The organism is Burkholderia sp. FL-7-2-10-S1-D7 (assembly GCF_001524185.1).
In the GTDB taxonomy this organism is placed as follows: domain Bacteria; phylum Pseudomonadota; class Gammaproteobacteria; order Burkholderiales; family Burkholderiaceae; genus Burkholderia; species Burkholderia diffusa.
On sequence record NZ_LOWY01000017.1, the window covers coordinates 218988 to 237489 of the forward strand.

Consider the following 18502-nt stretch of genomic DNA (forward strand, 5'->3'; position numbering starts at 1 on the left):
GTTGACGCTTGCCAAAAATAGCATGTGATACGATCCGCGCGATAAATCTAGCAAGCCGTGACATGTCGTGCCGGCATTTCTCCGACACGACCTAACAACAAGCCTTCGTAGAGGCGTAGATGACGAGCAACAAGAAAGCGCAACGTGCCGGGGGCGTACGCGTCGCGCAGCAGCAACTGGCACGCGAATCGGCGTGCACGAATTATCGCTTTGCAGGACCGGCATGTGATGAGACCGCGCGTCCGTTATGGATGCGTGGCGTTGCGGCCATGATGGCGATCGTGATGTATTTCGCGCCGGCCGTGTTTCTTGCCGATGAAGTCGTGCACGCGGCACCGATTATCGATCCTCGCGCGCCGATTCCCTTCCAGCCGACGATCACGCAGACCAGCGCTGGTGTGCCGGCTATCAACATTCCAACGCCCAATGCCAATGGGATCAGCGTTGGTCAGTACCAGTCGTTTAACGTAGGGCCGGAAGGTCTCGTGCTGAACAACAGCACGGTGGCGGGCACTCCATTGCTCGGCGGTACGCTGGGCGCGAATCCGAATCTGAATGGTCGGCCGGCGACGACGATCGTCAATCAGGTCAGCTCGACTGGTCCAGCGGCCTCATTGTTCGGTCCGCTCGAGGTATTCGGCTCACCCGCAGCCGTCGTCGTGGCGTCTCCGAATGGCGTCAGCGTCAATGGTTTGAGCGTGACGAACGTCACGAATTTGACGCTCACGACCGGCACGCCGCAGTTTCTGACGGGTGTCGGCGGCACGGCAACCGATTTTGCGCATGCGGGTGCGGTGGCGTACGACGTTCGCTCAGGCAACATTTCGATCAGCGGGCCCGCCGGTAATGACGGCACGCCGGGGGCCGGAGTGGAAGGCACCGTCGGGAATTTGGACCTCATCGGCCAAAGTGTCACCGTCAACGCACCCCTGAGAGCCGACCAGCGCGTGAACATCGTCACGGGCAACCAGCTCGTGACGCCAGCGTCGTCGAACGAGACCGGCATCACTTACGGAACGGCCGCAAACGGCACGGCAAACACGGCCGCGGCGATCGGCAAGAGCGTCGCGGTCGATGCGAGCCAATATGGTTCGGTGACGAGCGGCACGGTCTATATCGTGTCCACGGCGGCCGGTATGGGCGTGAACACCCAAGGCCCACTGTCGGCGACGGCGGGCAACGTAGTCGTCAATGCGAACGGCGACGTGTCGGTCGGTCAAACGTTTGCCAATCAGAACGTCAATCTGACCAGCACGGGCAACACGACGATCGCGGGTACGGGTCTCGCGAACCAGAACTACACGGTCAATGCGAACGGCGACATCAACGCGCCGGGTGCAGTGTCGGCCGGGCAGAACGTCACGATGACAGCGGGCGGCAATTTGAATGCCGCGTCCGTTGCCGCGAACGGTGCGGCCAGCCTGACGGCCGGCCAATCGATGACGATCGGGGCGCTGTCGGCGCACGACATCGCGCTGCAGACGACGAACGGCGATCTCACGGTCGGGGGCTTGAGTGCGCCCGGCACGGTGTCGGCCAAGGCCGGGCGGGATCTGACAGTCAACGGCGCGGTGCAGGGCGGTAGCACGGTGGCGCTCGCAGGTGCGCGCAACGCAACGATCAACGGGCAGGTGTCAGGCGTCGGCGACACCACGATTGCCGCACAGACTGGCTCGGCGACCGTGAACGGCAACGCGCTGTCGAATGGCGCGTTGTCGGTGACGGCCGGCCAGAATGCAACGATCGGCGGCACCGAGCAGGCACAGGGGCCGGTATCGATTGCGGCACAAGCCGGCTCGATTACGGGCCAAGGCAATGTCTCGTCCTCGCAGGGCGCGGTCAACCTGAACGCAGGCCAGGCGATCGCGCTCAATGGCGCGGTACAAAGCGGCAGCACGGTCAACGCGACGGCTGGCACGAACGCAAGTTTCGGCGGCACGGTGTCCGCACCGGGTGCGGTGACGATTCAGGCGGGGCAGGACACGACGCTCGGTGGGAACGTCACGAGTGGCGGGAATCTGAACGTGACGTCGGGTGACAGCACGACCGTTCAGGGCGTGGCCGCGTCGGTCGGTGATATGACGCTCGCAGCCAACGGCGGGTCGCTCTCGACGACAGGCAACTTGGTCGCGCTCGGTGCGCTGAACGCGAGCGGCAAGCAGGGCGTCAACCTGGGCGGAACGGTCTACAGCGGAGGCAACGCATCGATTGGATCGAGTGCCGGCAACGTGTCGGTCGCGGGGGCCGTGTCGACGCCGGGCGCGGTGAACATCAACGCCGGGCAGGATGCGACGATTGCCGGTACGGTCCAGAGCGGCCAGACCACGACGATCGCAGCTGCACGTGATGTGAGCCTGAACGGCGGTCTTGCGGTCAACAACACCGGCAACGCGAACGTGACGGCCGGACGCGACATCAACGGCACGGGCGCGATCAGCGTCGCGAACGATACGACGCTCAATGCCGGAAACAATGTTGCCGTCTCCGGTGGAATTCAGACCGGCAACAACCTGAGCGCGACGGCCGGTCAAAACCTGTCGGTCGGCGCGACGACGGCGGTCGGCAGCAGTACGCTGACGGCGACCAACGGTAGTGCGACGCTCGCAGGCGATGCGCTGTCGGGCGGAGCGACCACGATCACCGCCGGCACCGACGTGACAGCACAAGGCAGCGTCAAGAGCCTGGGCGATCTGAGTGCCAATTCGAAGGCGGGCAATCTGACGGTGGCCGGTGCTGTTTCGACGGCTGGCAACGCCAACCTGAGCGCCGCTCAAGGCCTGACGCTGAATGGCCAGACGACTGCATCGAAGGATGCGAATCTCACAGCGACCAACATCACGACGCAGGGCGTGGCGGTCGGCGGCAACCTTACCGCCACCGCGACGAATAACCTCGATACGGCGGCGGGCCAGCTCAACCAGACCTTCAGCACTACGGCACCCGCGCTGTCGGTCGGCGGCAACGCGACCCTGTCGGGCGCGAACGTGACGACCGCGAACGCGGTGGTCGGCGGCACGGCGCGGATCACCGGTACGCAAAGCCTGACGACGGGCGGAACGGCGGCTTTCAAGGGCGACGCGACGCTCGCCGGCGGCACGATCAATAACGTCGGTACGCAGATGGCGGCCGGCAACCTGAACGTGTCGGGGTCGACCGTCTCGAATTCGGGCAGCTTGTCGTCGCTGCAAACCGCGAACGTCACCGCGACGAGCCTTAATAACTCAGGGACGATCTACGGGCCGACGGCGAATTTCAACATCTCGGGCGCGACGACGAACTCGGGTGGTTTGCTCGCGACCAACGCGCTGAACCTGACGACGGGCAGCCTGAATAACGCGAACGGTCTCATCTACTCGGGCGACGTCAATAATCCGACCGCTGCAATCGGCAACACGACGGTGACCGTCTCGGGCGGCAATGGATCCTTCGACAACACCAACGGCCGGATTCTCGGGCAAAACATCGCGACGCTGAACCTGCCGAACCAGACGCTCGATCCGTCTGTAGCCAGTTATGGGACGGTCAACGGCGGCAATGGCTTGAACCTGTCCGCGCAGTCGGTGAGCAACTCCGGAACGTGGACGCTGCCGGGAACGGCGGTCACCGTCTCTGCAACGCAAGGCATCAACAACGCCGGCACGATCAATCAGGGTACCGGCTCGCTGACCCTGAACGGGGCTGTCGGGAACGCCGGAACCGTCAACGGTAACGACCTGACGATCAACGGGTCGCTCGCGAACGCGGCAAGCGGTACCGTCACGGCCAATGATGCGTTCACGCTGAATGGTTCGGGCACGAACGCCGGGACGGTGCAGGTGGTCAATACGCTAACGATCACAGGATCGAGCTATGACAACTCAGGCGGCACCACGAAGGCGGGTAATAGCAACAGCCCGGCAGGCAGCGGCAACGCAACGATCAACCTGAGCGGCGATCTTGGGAACGCGGGCGGTACGCTGACGGCGACGAACGATCTGTCGATCACAGCCGTGACCGTCAATAATGCGACTGCTGCATCGGGCTCGTCGACAACGACGACGACCAAGACGGTAGACAACCCCGGACTGTTGTGGTCGACCGTCATCGGCACGATCAATTACCAGTTCTATTTCCCCGGCGTAGGCAACCACGTCGCGGCAGAGAACATCCCGCTGACCCAGCAAGCGACCCTCGGTGACTTGTTGTCGCCCGTGGGTGTCGCAGTTACTCAGGCTCCCGTCGCATCGACCGGCACGTTCACGCTGGTGCAATTGCCCGGAGGCGCATCGCAAGCGCAACCGCAGCTGGGTAGCCTCGGTGCGGCATACTGGTACGTGCAGGACGGCACGCTCGCGAACAATGGCATCAGCAAGACCTTCACGCTGCCGACGGTGACGGAAACGACGACGACAGTCGGCGTGGTGTCCGGGCCGCCGTCCGTGATCGCGGCGGGACACAATCTTTCGATGACGGCCCAGACCCTGAACAATCAAGGCGGGACGGTCAGTGCGGCGAACGACGTTTCGTTGAACGTTCAGACGCTGAACAACGAGGCGCGCTCGTACACGTCGACCGTGATGGACACGGTCGATGCGACGGCATTGAATTCGTTGTTGTCGGGTCTGCAGGCATTGAACGGTTCGACATCGGGGGGATTCCTGGGACAGGGCGGCACGCCGATCGCGGTCTACCAGAGCGTCGGCACCTCGCCGGGGTCTTCGGGCGGCGGTATTGTCGGTACGGGGATCCATGCCTGCGATCTGAACAGCCACTGTTCATACACCATCGGTCTGCCGACGACCTTCTCGATCAGTTCGCCGGGTACGGTAGCGACTCCGACCGTATCGACGAGCACCACGGTGCAGGGTGCAGCGGGACAGGTGCTGGCGGGCCATAACCTGAATGTATCCGGTGGCAACCTGACCAATGCGGGGACGCTGTCGGCAGGCAACGACGTCACGATTCAGGCAACGAGCTTTACGAATCAAGGTTCGAATGTCGGGTCGAAGACGGTGACGGCGGGTTGCGCATCGGGCGTCTCGAATTCGGGCTGCACGTCGCTTCATACGACGAATCCGAACTCGGAGACGTACAGCTATCAACAGACCAACAGCAACGTCACCGCTGGTCACGACATCGTCATCGCCGCGAACCAGGTCAACAACACTTACGGCAATCTGGTCGCGGCGCACGATGTCGTGATCGGCGGCGCAGGCACGACCGCGGGCAATCCGACGCAGGCATCGAGCGTCACGAACACCTCGGCCGCGATCGAAGCCGGCAACAACGTCCAGATCAACGCAGGTACGGTGACGAACACGATCGCCGCACCGGCCACGATCCATCAGAACTACGGAACGGGCTCGCCGTACTCTGGATGCGGACAGAACTGCGAAGCGTATATCGAGGTGCAGTCGGCCCGGCCGTCGACGATTACTGCGAACAACAATCTGTCGATCACGGCGGGCGTGTTCAGCAACACGGGCAGTCTCGTGACGGCTCTGAACAACGCAACGATCAACGCCAGCTCGAGCGCGTCGAGCGACAACCAATACCTACACGCGTATTGGACCGGTAACCCCGCCGGCATTCGCACGTGGGGTTGCCAAGGTTCGGCGGCGACCTGCCAGAACCTGTACGGCGGTGCGTTCAGTCTCGGCGATGCGCAAGCAGCGCCCGGCTTGCCGTCGAATGTCGGCATGTCGGACTTTGTGCCGGCCACGATTCAAGCGGGCAATTCGCTCTCGGTGAACTCGCCGACGCTCACGAACACCGGCAACGTGATCGGCCAGTCCATCGCGCTAACGGGCTCGCAGCTCGTCAACGGGATCACGAATCCGAACGTATTTACACCGCCGCCGGTCGTGTCGGGGCAGGTGATCTCGCTTGGGCCGGTGTCGACGCCGTCCGGCGTGGCCACGACCGTCAACGTGGCGGGCCGGGTTGTCGATGCGAATGGCCAGCTCACGTCGGTGACCGGTTCGGCGGGTTTGCCACCAAACACGCCGATCGGCACGCAAACCGTCGGCAAGCCGGTCGCGCCGATCGTCACGCAGGCGAACGCGCCGCAGAGCGCAACCGTCAAGACGATTTCCGGGCAAACGACCACGGTCACCTACCTGACGAACAACCCGGCCGCGCAGGTCGTGGACACGGTTTCGTCGGCGTCGTTGATTGCCAACCTGCCGGCGAATCTGCAGCCGGGCAATGTCCCGTTCTACTACGACCCGTACACCGAGAATCAGCAGATCGAGCTGGCCGCGCTGCAGGCGACCGGCAAGAGCAGTTTCTACAGCACGACGAGTGCGACGGACAGTACGAGTCAGGCGTCGATCGCCAATCAGGACAAAGCCGCGCTGTACGGTGCGGCACTCGAGTACGCGAAGGACCATGACATCGCGCTCGGAACGAAGCTGTCCGACGCGCAACTGGCGATGGTCGATCATCCGATGCTCTGGTACGTCGAGCAGTCGGTGCCGGAACCGGGCTGCTCGACGACGGGTGGCGCGACGTGCCCGACCGTGCAGGCGCTGATGCCTGAACTGTTGTTGCCGAAGAACTACGCGGTCGTCAATGCCGATGGCGAGATCACTGGCACGAACGTCACGCTCAACTACGCGAACAGCATCCTGAACACGGGCACCGTCACGGCGCAGAACCTGACGGTCAACACGAATTCGCTGACCAACGAACAACGCTCGACGAACATCGGCACGATCTACCAGACCGGTCAGGACGGCATGCTCTTGCAGACCACGGGCACCGTCGTGCAGCAAGGCGGCTTCATGTCGGCCGCCAATTACGATTTGCAAGTGCAAAGCCTGAACCAGATCGGCGGTGCGCTTCAGAAAACCGGCGCGGATGGCACCGTCGACGCAGCCGGCACACAAGCGATGCTGGCGAATCTGAAGGGCCAACTCGGCGGGAACTTCACGCAGCAGACTGTCAGCGACAACCTGCACACGGACGTGCTCGGCGGCGATGCGTGGTACGACCAGGTCTTCATGACGGGGGTGATCGTCGGCTTGTCGATCATGTCGGGGATGGCGGCGTCGGCTGCAATCGGGGCGATGGCGTCGGCAGCATCGGGGACGGCCTTCGCGGCGGCGGTGCCGGCGACCACGACGACGGCGGCGATCGGCGCGGGCACGGCGAACGTCGCGCTGTCGGCCGGTTTTGCCGGCATGATGAACAGCACGATGAGCCAGTTGAATTCCGGCGGCTCGTTCAGTGTCGGGAAGATGCTGGAAACAGGTGGTGTGGCGGCGCTGACGGCCGGTTTGACGAACGGCATCACGTTTGGCAACGGTGCCCCGGGCTGGTCGTGGAATGCCTCGCAGAACAGTCTCGCATCGCTGGCCGGCGTACAGTCGGTTGGGAACACGCTTGTACCCCAGGCGGGTGCGGCAACCGGTTCGTTGCCGACGACGATTACCGCAATCGCGGCCGAATCGGTGCTCCAAGCGACGATTCAAACGACCCTGCAGGGCGGAAGCTTCCTGACGAATCTGCGCAACAGCGCGGCGACGAATGCGGCGGCATCGATTGCCTACACGATCGGCAATCTGAATCAGGACGGCACGCTGACGGGCGCGGCGTACGTGGCAGCTCATGCGGCGCTCGGCTGTGCGGCAGGTGCGGCGACGGGCCAGGGATGTGGTGGCGGTGCGATTGGTGGGGCCGTGAGCGCGGCGCTCTCGCCGGATGTGGTGAAGGCGATTGATCCGACGGGCGCGCCGCTTGATGCGGGTCAGCAGGCTGTACTCGCAGCGTTCGCAACGCTTGCTGGTGGTGGTCTTGCTGGTCTCGCCAGTCAGAATGCGATGGCCGGTGCGACGGCTGCGCAGAACGAGGCGCTGAACAACACGGGGGACCATGCGGCCGACGCAGCGAAAAAAGGCGGCCTGCTGAGCGCGGTCGGCACGTGGCTGCAGAATACCTACGGCGATCCGATCGGCTCCTTCAAGAACTGGGGCAACCAGTTTGTAGGGCTGATGCAGGCCAACAACGGACAGACGCCGCCGTCCGATCCGAATCCGCTGGTGCAGGCGAACAACGGCAATCCGCCGACCACCGGAGCCTCGCCGGTGACGCCAGCGGTGCCCGTATGCGATCCGCCGGTTTGCACGATGGTGCCGGGATCACCGGGCACGCCGAGTAATGCGATTCTGTCGAGCGGTAGTAGCGACAGCGGTTCAGGCGGCACGAACGGTCAGGGTTCCACAAACAACGTCGGATTCGATACATCAAATCTTGAAAGCAAGTTGAACGGCTACTTGTTGGACCCGGCACATCCTCAGAATCAAACTAAGGCGAACTGGTTCAGTCAGGCGCTGGGTTTCGACCAGAGCAACTGGCAAGATTTGGCTAAACAGTTGTACTTTGATACGGCCACGGCAGTGCAGACGAAGACTACCCAATACGGACAAACTTACGAACAGGTCATCCCGATCAAAGGAACTAACGGAAAGATTATAGACACGACGTTTGTCTTCATGAAAGACAATTCCGGAACGGTGCGACTCGTGACAGGTATCCCTGCGAAAAAATGAATGCGATGAAAGAAAACGACACGTTTGTGTTGTCGAAGTCCGTTGAGGCAACAGTCATTGGGGAGCACCGAACTGTGGTGCTGCCACTCGGAACCGTTGTGACCGTAGTGTTGGTGTTCGGTGACCCGAGTTCGCCCGCAGGCTACGAAGTGGAAGCCTTCTTGCCGAAGGACGATGCCTATGCGTTGGCAACTGTTGAGGCTCGTGACGTTGGGTAATTTGTTGCCACAAACAGTGCCGTAGTCGGTGCGGATACGGTGCGATTGGCGGGGCCGTGTCGGCCGCGTTGACACCCGACGTGTTACGGGTGATCGATCCGAGCGGCGCGGCGCTTGATCAAGGCCAGATGGCTATGCTGGCGGCGATTTCGACATGGGCCGGTGGTGGCTTTGCCGGGCTTGCAGGTCAAAACGCGATGGCTGGTGCCGCCGCCGCTCAAAATGAAGCGCTGAATAACGACGGAGGAAGTCCGACCCATACGGCTGCAGCCGTGAGGAATGGCGGGGCACTTAGTGCAGCCGCAGAGATAATCCTTACGGCAATGATGCCGTGGAAAAGCCCGACAATACAAAGCCTCACGCAGCCTGTTACGTCTACGGTAAAGGGCGTTGGGTCGCTGGTTCAGTCTAACAACGGAGGGGCACCACCCGCTGATCCGAATCCGCTCGTGCAGGCGAATGACGGTAATCCGCCAGCGACAGGTGGCGCAGTGGTGACACCACCGACGGTAACTTGTTATCCCGGCGTGGGCTGTGTCGCGACGCCACCAATTGCTTCTGCGGGCGCGACTGGTTCGCCAAGCAATTCGACTCTGTCCAGTGGCGATAGCAATAGCGGCTCGGGTAGCGGCACAGGCGGTCAGGGTGCCACAAATTCGTCTGGAGACGCCGCGCGGCTCGCTGGACAAAATCGCGAAACGTCTGTCGCGAATATTGTCAATGGCTCAGTGTCTGGCGAGAAGGTTGCTGTACCTGGGCTCGGGTCGACGGATATCGACGTTGTCGGCGGGAATGGCAACCTGATCGCGGTTGGTGGTCCGGCAAAGGCGAATAATCTGGGAAAGCTGGGGCAGGAGCTTCGCATCTACCAAGCGATCGCCACCCAGCGAGGTGTCTCTGCCGAGGCCTACTTCGCTGAAGGTACGCCTCAGTCGGCAATTAACCTTGCGACTAAAATACTCGGCGTTGAGAATGTCAAAATTTTCCCCGGGAGCAAATGATGACGAGACCAGTGTGTCGTATACGGATTCCTGAAACTTTGGGTTGGGCATTCCCCTTTGTCGTTTCTTTGATGGAGGCGCTGGGACTGTCGCTTACGAATCCCGGCAACGCTAAGATAACGACATGGAACGATAGTGGTGACCAAATAGAGCTCGCCGCCGAAAAAGTACATTTAGAGGTGATCTCCGGATCTGTTCGCAACATCCAGTTTTGGAAAACTGTCAGTGAAGATGTGTTTGTTGCGTGGGAGAATGTACAAAGTGGATGTACTTTCTCATTCTACTTAGATGGATTGGATCCGACTTTTGCAGTTTTGTTGGCTTCAAAATTCGCGGAGTTAGTATTGACGACGTTCCGCTCCAAATACGACGGCGGTGATGTGTTAACTATTTCATTTGAATAGTAATTTATTGCAGCCGGCGAAATGAAATTAACAAAAGTATCACGCTATCTGATTTTGACTTGGGCCACGTTCGCGGTGCCGGCCTATGCGGCAGGCATCCTGGCTGACGGAGCTACTGCGACGGCCGTATCTTCTGGCGTGGGTGGTAGACAAACCGTCAACATTGCGCCTGCTGTCGGGGGCGTCTCGAATAACACGTACTCGTCGTTCAATGTCTCGAAAGCCGGCGCCGACCTCAACAACGTCGGCATCAACGCGCGCACGATCGTCAATCAGGTCACGAGCACGAACCCCTCGCTGATTCAGGGCAACATCAACGTGCTCGGTCCACGCGCGAATGTGATCCTCGCAAATCCGAACGGCGTCACGATCGACGGCGGGAGCTTCACGAACACGGGGCACGTCGTGTTGTCGACCGGGCAGGTAAGTTTCACCGATCTCACGCTTGCGCCCGGCGTCGTACAGCGCAACGTCGTGCTCACGACCGACCGCGGCGCGATCACGATCGGCCCCGGTGGATTGTCCGGCACGCTGGTCAACCTCGACCTGATCGCGAAGCAACTGAGCATAAACGGGCCGGTCACGAACGATTTCACCAGCTCGACAAGCGGTATTCGCGCTATTGCGGGCGACAGTACCGCGACCTACGACACCAGTTTCTCCCCGTCCGATAATGGCCACGACTGGCTGACTGGCACGTCGTCGCCGGGCACAAAAAGCAACGCCGTCGCCGTCGACATTACGGCGGCCGGCGGATTGACGGCCGGCCGCGTTCAGCTGATTGTCACTGATCAAGGCGCGGGCGTGCACAGCCTCGGCAAGGTCTACGCGAACGCAGGCGATGTCGTCGTGACTGCGAATGGGGACATCGCGATCGCGGATGGATATCTGAAGGCCGAGCGAGACGTCGCGCTCACGACGCCTGGCACCGTGTCGTTAACGGGCGCCCAGGTGACAGCCGCGAACAATGTGAACGTTCAGGCGGGCAACATCGCGCTGTCTGACGATACAACCGGCCAAACCACCTTGAGCGCAGGCAACACGGTCAACCTGACGAGCAGCGGCGCGATCAGCAACACCGGCAGCCTGATTCAGGCAGGCGCGACGGCGAGCGACGGCACGACAACTGGCGGCGACGTGATCCTTACCGCCGCCGGCGACATCACGAACCGTTCGAGCGCGAACAACCTCGGGATCGTCTTTGCCGCCAACGGCCAGACGAAGCTGACGGCCGGCGGCAACATCATCAACGACAACGCCCGCATCCTGTCGAACGACGCGGTGAGCCTCACCGCGGCCGGCGACGTTCAGAACATCATCGACCATACCGGCGGCACGAACGGCGGCCAGCCAACCGCGTATTCCGATCGCGGCGGCAGCTTCCTGTTCTTCGCGCACACCACGAGCGGCTTCAACGTCGACTACGGCACCGTCAGCAATCCCGACCAGCTCGCATATATCGCCGCCGTCCACGGTCCGGTGACGATCAGCGCGCGCAATTTCAGCAATTCGGGCGGCATCGTTCAATCGAACGATGGCGACGTCAACATCACCGCCCAGAACGCCTTCACCAACGCCGCCGTCTTCACGGGCCAGGCGAGCTACACGCGCAGTTGCTGGATCTTCTGCCACGCCGACGCGTCGAGCAACGTCACGCCGTACGGCGGCACGATCCAGGCGGGCGGCAACATCGGCATCAAGGCGGGTACGGTCGCCCGCAACGTCGGCGGCAACGTATTCGCGACGGGCGACATCAAGGTCGATGCTCCCGTCACGTATGCGCAAGGCGTCACGGGCTATTCGGCGATCAACCAGCACCGGGGCTTCAAGGCGTTCTTCGGCAGCACGTGGGCGCAGATCATCGCGATGGATATCGGTGGCGGCTTCACCGCGAACGGCAGCGTGACGCTGACCGGCGACGGCGTGATCGACGGCGGTTCGTTCAGCGGCGGAAAAGGCGTGACGGCGGCCGGTGGCATCACGACCGGACGCGCGCCGTCGCGCAGCCCGGTGCAAATCGACCAGCACCTGGGCCTGACGACGTGGTGGTGGCGCTAACCCATGAACTATCAAAGCAAAAATCGTCTCGGGCTGACCGTCGTCGTTTTCCTCGCAATGGTGATCGTCATTGCCGCCTCGCAAAGCGGTGTTTTCGGTAAGGCCACATTGACGCTCGGGCATCCGCACGCACAACAACGATGAAACCACGCGTTTTCCCTCGATTGAAACTGCCGCTGTTGGTCGCGAGCCTGGCCGCGCTGCATGTATCGGCACATGCGCAAACCCCGCCTCCGGCGGCCCGCCCCGTGCAGGACCCGGCGCAACTTATCATCGAACAGCAGCGCGAGCAGGCGCGCCAGCGGCAGCTCGAGCAGCCGCCCGTATCGATCACGATTGCGCCGACGTCCGAGACGACGCTCGATATCCCGCCCGGCACGCCGGTCGATTCCATCGTCGAAACCGGCCCGACCTTTCCGGTGCAACGAATCGTGCTGCAAACCGCCGACGGGAAGCCGTTCGAACCACCCGGCGGCATCACGACCCAGCAGCTCGACGCGGTCGTGGCGCCGTTCATCGGCCACGATCTCGGCTCGCACCGTATCAACGTGATGCTGAAGCGGATCACGGACGTATTCGTCGAACGCGGCCTCGTGACGACGCGCTCACTACTCGGCCCGCAGAATCTCGCGTCCGGCACGCTCAAGATCACGATTCAGGTCGGCGTGATCGAAGCGTTCACGATCAACGGCAAACCGGTTCACCGGCTCAGGCCGGGCGAGTCATCGTCGGGCGGCGGCTGGTTCACGGACTCTGGCTACGAGAACGCATTCCCGACGGCGTCCGGCGATCCGCTGCGCCTGTCCGACATCGATCAGGGCGTGGCGCAGATCAATCGCCTGCGCCGCAATCAGGCGACGGTCCAGATTCTGCCGGGTCAGAATCCGGGCGAATCGATCGTCGATATCGGCAACAAGCCGGGCGATCGCCTGTATTACACGTTGGGCGTCGACAACTACGGCAGTTCGGCCACGGGCGTGACGCGCTACCGTGCGGGCGTCGAGGCCGACAACCTGCTCGGCCTGCAGGAATCGCTGAGCGTGAATTTCCTCGACAGCCTCGACAGCAACGCGATCGTCGGCTCGTTCGCCGTGCCGTTCGGCCGCCATACGTTCAGCTACACGATCTCCGATTCGGAGTATCAGCAACTGATCGGCACGACCGCGCTCGAATATGGCCGCACGCTTTCGCACATCTTCGGCTGGAACTATCTGGTCAGCCGCAGCGTGAGCGACATCACCAGTGTCGACGCCACAGTGTCCTGGCGCCGCACCGATCGCGAGGTCAACGGCATCGACCTCGATCCGCAGCGCGTCGCTGTATTGCGGCTGGCCGGCAACTGGCTGCACAAGTTCGTGATGAACGATGCGCAGGGCAATTTCACGATCAACGGTGGGTTGTCGCAGGGGCTGCCGTGGTTCGGCGCGAACCACGATCCGCATGGCATCTCGCGCGATGAAGCGCACAGCCAGTTCACCAAGGTGGATGCGACGGCCGCCTTCACGCTGCCGCTGCCGAAGATCGGACGCGCATTGCTCGCCTATCGGGGCGTGTTGAGCGGGCAATATACGAACATGGCGCTGTTCGGTTCGGAGCAACTGTACCTCGGCGGGATGGATACCGTCCGCGGCTTTCGGTCGGGAGAAATCGCCGGCGATCGCGGTTTCTACTCGCGCAACGAGCTCGCGTGGGTGAACGCGCCGGCCTGGAAAGACGGTCGAATCGAACCGTACGTGTTCGTCGACGCTGGCAAGGCCAGCCTCGTCGCGGTGCCGGGTTTCCCGACGCTGGCCGGGGCGGGCGCGGGACTGCGCGCCCAATGGCAATGGCGCAAACAGTTTCTGTCCGGCGAGGTCCTGATCGGCCGGGCGCTGATGCAACCGGCCGCACTCGGTCCGAAAGCAACGCTGGTGCTGGCCACGATGAACTGGAATTACTGATCGGCCGCACCCGTCATTCCAAGGAACGGGTGCATTTGTGCGAAGCGTCTGCTTCGCGGCTTCTTGTTCGACGAATAGACGATGATGAAAGCGACACTGAATTATGCGTTGATGGTAACCGCGCTCACCGGCGCACTTGCCGGGTCTGCCCACGCCCAAACGCCGGCCGCGTCCGCGGCAACGAACACCGTAGCGACGGTGAACGGCACGGCAATCACGCAGGCGGAAGTCGATGCCGTGCTGCGGGCGTCGCGGCAACCGGATACGCCGCAGGTGCGCCAGGTGATCAAGAATCAGCTGATCGCACGCGTGCTGATCCAGCAGGCAGCGGAGAAGGCAAACTACGGCAGCAAACCCGAAGTGCAGACGGCCATGCAGGTGGCGAAAGCGAATGCCCAGACGCAGTTGTATCTGAAGGACAACGTGAAGCCGGAGCCGGTCACGGATGCGCAGGTGAAGTCGCGCTACGACGAAATTGTCGCGTCGCTCGGCAAGGACGAATACAAGCCGCGCCTGATCGTCGTCAGGGATGCCGCGACGGCGGCGACCGTCGTGAGCGAACTGAAGGCAGGCAAGTCGTTTGAAGGTCTGGCTCGCCAGTACAGCATCGCGCCGAGCCGCGATAGCGGTGGGGAGTTGCCGTGGGTGAGCTTCAAGACGCCGGCGACGGAAGGCAAGACGTCCGGATTGCCGGTCGCGATCGCGCAGGCGCTCGAGAAACTGCCGGTCGGCGCCGTCACGCCAGATTCGATCCCGGTCGACGGCGCGCGCGCCATCGTGAAACTCGACTCCAAGCGACCGACGCAGGTGCCGGCATTCAACCAGGCGCAGGCCACGATCCGCCAGCAACTCGAGGCGCTTGCACTGGAAAAGGCAAGTGCGCAGTTCGTCGGTGGCCTGTTGAAGACCGCAACGATTCAGCAGTAGGCAATCGATCGGTATGTCGCATCAACGCTCCGCGCGCCGGGTTAGAACGAAGGCAGAACTGCTTCGGCCTGTTTCAACACCGCCACACATCTGCTCGACACTGAAGCGCTTGCGTTTCATCGTACGGCTCCTTTCATACTGAAAAAGTCCGCCGAAAACTCGCTTACATCATGGCACTGTTTACTGGGGGGGCGCTCACTCCACCCGCCACCGTTCGTAAGACGAGAACAGGCGGTAGTGTAAGGCAGCGCGCGCGACGCTACGGGCGCGGCATGACGTCCCCGGCGCGTGCAGCGATGCCAGTGGCGCGCGTGTTTTGAACTACGCTGTATGAACGTGCGCCCCGCGCGGCGGCGATACACGCGGTGCGGGTTGTACGCCCCGCACCCTCCATCCAACCCGCACGCCCAGCCGACGGAGCGACTTCGCCATGATCTTCCGGCAACTCTTCGACCCGCAATCGTCGACCTACACGTACCTCCTTGCCGACGGCGCATCGCGCGAAGCGCTGCTGATCGATCCCGTGTTCGAGCAGGTGCGCCGCGACGCGGCACTGCTCGACGAGCTCGAGCTACGGCTCGTCGCGACCGTCGACACGCACGTGCACGCCGATCACGTGACGGGCGCGTGGCTGCTGAAGCAGCGCACCGGCAGCGCGATCGCGATTTCCGCCGCGAGCGGCGCGCAGGGCGCCGACCGTTACCTGAACGACGGCGATCGCTGCGCATTCGGTTCGCGCTACCTCACCGTGCGCTCGACGCCCGGCCACACGAGCGGCTGCATCAGCCTCGTGCTCGACGACGAAACGATGGCGTTCACCGGCGACTGCCTGCTGATACGCGGCACCGGCCGCACCGATTTCCAGCAGGGCGACCCGCGCGCGCTGTATCGCGCGGTGCATGGCCGGCTGTTCACGCTGCCGGCCGCCTGCCTGCTGTATCCCGCGCACGACTATCGCGGGCTGACGGTGACGAGCGTCGGCGAGGAGCGGCGCTTCAACCCGCGCCTCGGCGGCGATCTCAGCGAGGACGATTTCGCGGGCTACATGCGCAATCTCGGGCTCGCGCATCCGCGCCAGATCGACGTCGCGGTGCCGGCGAACCTGCAGTGCGGCGTGGCTGCGAACGCACCCGACGCGCACGCGGTGGCCGACTGGGCGCCGCTCGTCTACACGTTCGCCGGGTTCTGGGAAATCGATCCGCAGTGGCTCGAGGATCACCTGCCGGAGGTGCAGGTCGTCGACGTGCGCGAGCCGGACGAATTCTCGGGCCCGCTCGGCCACCTGCCCGGCGCGACGCCGATTCCGCTCGGGGAACTGGCCTCGCGCACCGGCGAGCTCGCGCGCGACCGACCGATCGTGACCGTGTGTCGTGCCGGCGGCCGCTCCGCGCAGGCGACGGTGATCCTCCTGAAGGCCGGTTTCGATGCGGTCGCGAACCTCGGCGGCGGGATGCTGCGCTGGCGCGGCGAAGGCCGCGTCGTGATGGATGGCCGGTCGTAACGGTGCGATACCGCATACGAAAAAATGTTCGGGCCGCTGTCGAATCGGCGAGGCGCCGTTCGTCGTCAAGGTATCCGATCACATGGCGCTGCATGACGCGGCGCCGAAACCCGAGAGCCCGCAATGACGCCGACGCTATCCGCCCATCCCTTTTCGTCCTACTGCCAGAAGGTGCTGACCGCGCTGTACGAGAACGGCACGCCGTTCGCGTATCGCGTGCTCGCGCACGACGATCCGAAGCCGATGCAGGAATTGGCCGCGCTGTGGCCGATGAAGCGTTTCCCGGTGCTGGTCGACGCGGGCCGCACCGTGATCGAGGCGACGATCATCGTCGAATACCTCGACCTCTACCATCCGGGCCCCGTGCGACTCGTGCCCGACGACCGGCGCGCGGCGCTGGACGTGCGGACGATGGATCGTTTTTTCGACAACTATGTATCGACGCCGCAGCAGAAGATCGTGTTGGATGCGCTGCGTCCGGCGCACGAGCGCGATGCGCGGGGTGTCTCCGACGCGCGCGCGATGCTCGAAACGTCGTATGCGTGGCTGGATCGCACGATGGCCGATCGCGAATGGGCGGCCGGCGACCGCTTCAGCCTCGCCGACTGCGGCGCGGCGCCGTTCCTGTTCTACGCGGACTGGACGCACCGGATCGATCCATCGTTCGCGAACGTGATCGCGTATCGCAAGCGGCTGCTTGCGCGGCCGTCGTTCGCGCGTGCGGTCGACGAGGCGCGGCCGTATCGTGCGTTCTTCCCGCTCGGCGCGCCCGATCGCGACTGACATGCGCGGCCGCGTGTGCCGACGCGGCGACGACCTGACCGGCGGCGCGTGCGGGGCGTGATGCCGCCGCGCAGGGGCGGCAGCGCGTGCCCGGGCGTCGTGACGACAGCAGCGGATGCATGGCGGCGCCGTCCCGTTACATCGTCGTGTGCTTGACCGACTGCGCGAGCGTCAGCAGTTCGTCGAACTGCGTGATCAGCTCGAAGCACAGCAGGAACGCGAGCGTGTAGGCCGGCGCGGGGAAGCGCCGGATCGCCTCCAGCACTTGCGGCGCGAAGCGCGAGCGAATCGCATCGCGCGTCAGCAGCCACGCGATCGCGATGCCGATCGCCGCACCGGCGATCAGGTCGGTCGGGTAGTGATAGCCGAGATAGGCGCGCGGCACGCAGATGAACACGACCGCATACAGCAGCGCGAGCACGCCGGCCCGGCGCGCGATGATGAAGATGCCTGTCGCGATCGCCAGCCACAGCATCGCGTGATCGCTCGGAAACGAACTCCACGCCTGCAGCGTGGCCGCGCGCAGTTCCTCGGACGGGAAGTGCAGGTGCAGATCGGGGTTGTAGATCGGCCGCACGCGGAACGGCAGGACTTTCGCGAGCAACCGGCCGAACGCGAGCGCGACGAGCCCGCTCGCGACCGTCGCGATGACCAGCTCGCGTTGCCGTTCGCGTTCCGGTCCCGGCTGGAACCACAGCCAGCACAGCACGGGAATGAGGATGAAGCCCTTGAACGTATAGAGGCCGGCGATCACGCGGATCGCGTGATTCATCAGCGGTCCGAACGAGACGTGGGTGAGGAAGGTCTGGATCGCGGTGTCGAAATTGTTCATGTTCTGCGCCCCCGGCGGACGCGCGGCACATGACACGCGACCGGCAGGGATCAGGAAGCGCGCTCGCACGGGAGCGCAATGGGGGGCAAGTATGTCACCGGTAATTTCGAAGAAAATGGGAAAAAATACCGGGATTCCCCTGAGAAAACGCGATTTTCAGATGGGGCCGGATTTGAGATGACCGTGCGGCGCGGTCATGTTGAATCATCTGACGGTTGCGCGCGCGGTCACTGCGCATCGTCGAAAAATAATGTGTTGAACTGGACGATTCGGTGAGCCATCGCGCACTTGCATCGGATGATCGAAT

General features: G+C 63.2%; 11 protein-coding genes. 10 read left to right on the forward strand and 1 reads right to left on the reverse strand.

Going from position 1 to position 18502, the window contains the following annotated elements; all coding sequences use genetic code 11:
• Nucleotides 1–119: 119 nt before the first annotated feature.
• The 10 genes from WS75_RS09825 (at nucleotide 120) to WS75_RS09860 (ending at nucleotide 17363) form a co-directional block, all read left to right on the forward strand.
• Entirely contained in the window at nucleotides 120–8531 is an 8412-nt protein-coding gene (locus WS75_RS09825; RefSeq protein ID WP_082729549.1) for a two-partner secretion domain-containing protein, read from the forward strand.
• Between the two features lie 5 nt (nucleotides 8532–8536).
• Complete coding sequence (locus WS75_RS09830) at nucleotides 8537–8749, forward strand: hypothetical protein (protein WP_257129350.1); 213 nt, start codon at nucleotides 8537–8539, stop codon at nucleotides 8747–8749.
• 56 nt (nucleotides 8750–8805) lie between these two features.
• The gene (locus WS75_RS33460; RefSeq protein ID WP_156429743.1) at nucleotides 8806–9750 is read left to right on the forward strand and encodes a VENN motif pre-toxin domain-containing protein; all 945 of its coding nucleotides are present in this window, start codon (nucleotides 8806–8808) and stop codon (nucleotides 9748–9750) included.
• Nucleotides 9750–10154, forward strand: coding sequence for a hypothetical protein (locus WS75_RS33465; protein WP_156429744.1), 405 nt, complete (start codon nucleotides 9750–9752; stop codon nucleotides 10152–10154). The genes WS75_RS33460 and WS75_RS33465 overlap by 1 nt, the downstream gene beginning before the upstream one ends.
• A 21-nt stretch (nucleotides 10155–10175) precedes the next feature.
• Nucleotides 10176–12212 carry a two-partner secretion domain-containing protein gene (locus WS75_RS09840; RefSeq protein ID WP_059680302.1) on the forward strand — a complete coding sequence of 679 codons (2037 nt, stop codon included), beginning with the start codon at nucleotides 10176–10178 and terminating at the stop codon, nucleotides 12210–12212.
• Nucleotides 12213–12215: 3 nt separating this feature from the next.
• Complete coding sequence (locus tag WS75_RS33470) at nucleotides 12216–12356, forward strand: hypothetical protein (RefSeq protein WP_156429745.1); 141 nt, start codon at nucleotides 12216–12218, stop codon at nucleotides 12354–12356.
• Complete coding sequence (locus WS75_RS09845) at nucleotides 12353–14152, forward strand: ShlB/FhaC/HecB family hemolysin secretion/activation protein (protein WP_257129351.1); 1800 nt, start codon at nucleotides 12353–12355, stop codon at nucleotides 14150–14152. The genes WS75_RS33470 and WS75_RS09845 overlap by 4 nt, the downstream gene beginning before the upstream one ends.
• A gap of 81 nt (nucleotides 14153–14233) precedes the next feature.
• Entirely contained in the window at nucleotides 14234–15079 is an 846-nt protein-coding gene (locus WS75_RS09850) for a peptidylprolyl isomerase (RefSeq protein ID WP_059680303.1), read from the forward strand.
• A gap of 430 nt (nucleotides 15080–15509) precedes the next feature.
• Nucleotides 15510–16580 (forward strand): rhodanese-like domain-containing protein, encoded by a 1071-nt coding sequence (locus WS75_RS09855; RefSeq protein ID WP_059680304.1) that lies wholly within the window; start codon nucleotides 15510–15512, stop codon nucleotides 16578–16580.
• 123 nt (nucleotides 16581–16703) lie between these two features.
• Nucleotides 16704–17363: a glutathione S-transferase family protein gene (locus tag WS75_RS09860; RefSeq protein ID WP_059680305.1), complete on the forward strand. Its 660-nt coding sequence runs from the start codon at nucleotides 16704–16706 to the stop codon at nucleotides 17361–17363.
• Between the two features lie 136 nt (nucleotides 17364–17499).
• On the opposite strand, the gene WS75_RS09865 is transcribed toward WS75_RS09860, so the two are convergent.
• Nucleotides 17500–18195, reverse strand: coding sequence for a phosphatase PAP2 family protein (locus WS75_RS09865; RefSeq protein WP_059680306.1), 696 nt, complete (start codon nucleotides 18193–18195; stop codon nucleotides 17500–17502).
• Nucleotides 18196–18502: the final 307 nt, after the last annotated feature.

Coding starts and splice junctions, on each gene's coding strand:
- WS75_RS09825 (WP_082729549.1), top strand. CDS start 120: ATGACGAGCAACAAGAAAGCGCAACGTGCCGGGGGCGTACGCGTCGCG.
- WS75_RS09830 (WP_257129350.1), top strand. CDS start 8,537: ATGAAAGAAAACGACACGTTTGTGTTGTCGAAGTCCGTTGAGGCAACA.
- WS75_RS33465 (WP_156429744.1), top strand. CDS start 9,750: ATGACGAGACCAGTGTGTCGTATACGGATTCCTGAAACTTTGGGTTGG.
- WS75_RS09840 (WP_059680302.1), top strand. CDS start 10,176: ATGAAATTAACAAAAGTATCACGCTATCTGATTTTGACTTGGGCCACG.
- WS75_RS33470 (WP_156429745.1), top strand. CDS start 12,216: ATGAACTATCAAAGCAAAAATCGTCTCGGGCTGACCGTCGTCGTTTTC.
- WS75_RS09845 (WP_257129351.1), top strand. CDS start 12,353: ATGAAACCACGCGTTTTCCCTCGATTGAAACTGCCGCTGTTGGTCGCG.
- WS75_RS09850 (WP_059680303.1), top strand. CDS start 14,234: ATGATGAAAGCGACACTGAATTATGCGTTGATGGTAACCGCGCTCACC.
- WS75_RS09855 (WP_059680304.1), top strand. CDS start 15,510: ATGATCTTCCGGCAACTCTTCGACCCGCAATCGTCGACCTACACGTAC.
- WS75_RS09860 (WP_059680305.1), top strand. CDS start 16,704: ATGACGCCGACGCTATCCGCCCATCCCTTTTCGTCCTACTGCCAGAAG.
- WS75_RS09865 (WP_059680306.1), bottom strand. CDS start 18,195: ATGAACAATTTCGACACCGCGATCCAGACCTTCCTCACCCACGTCTCG.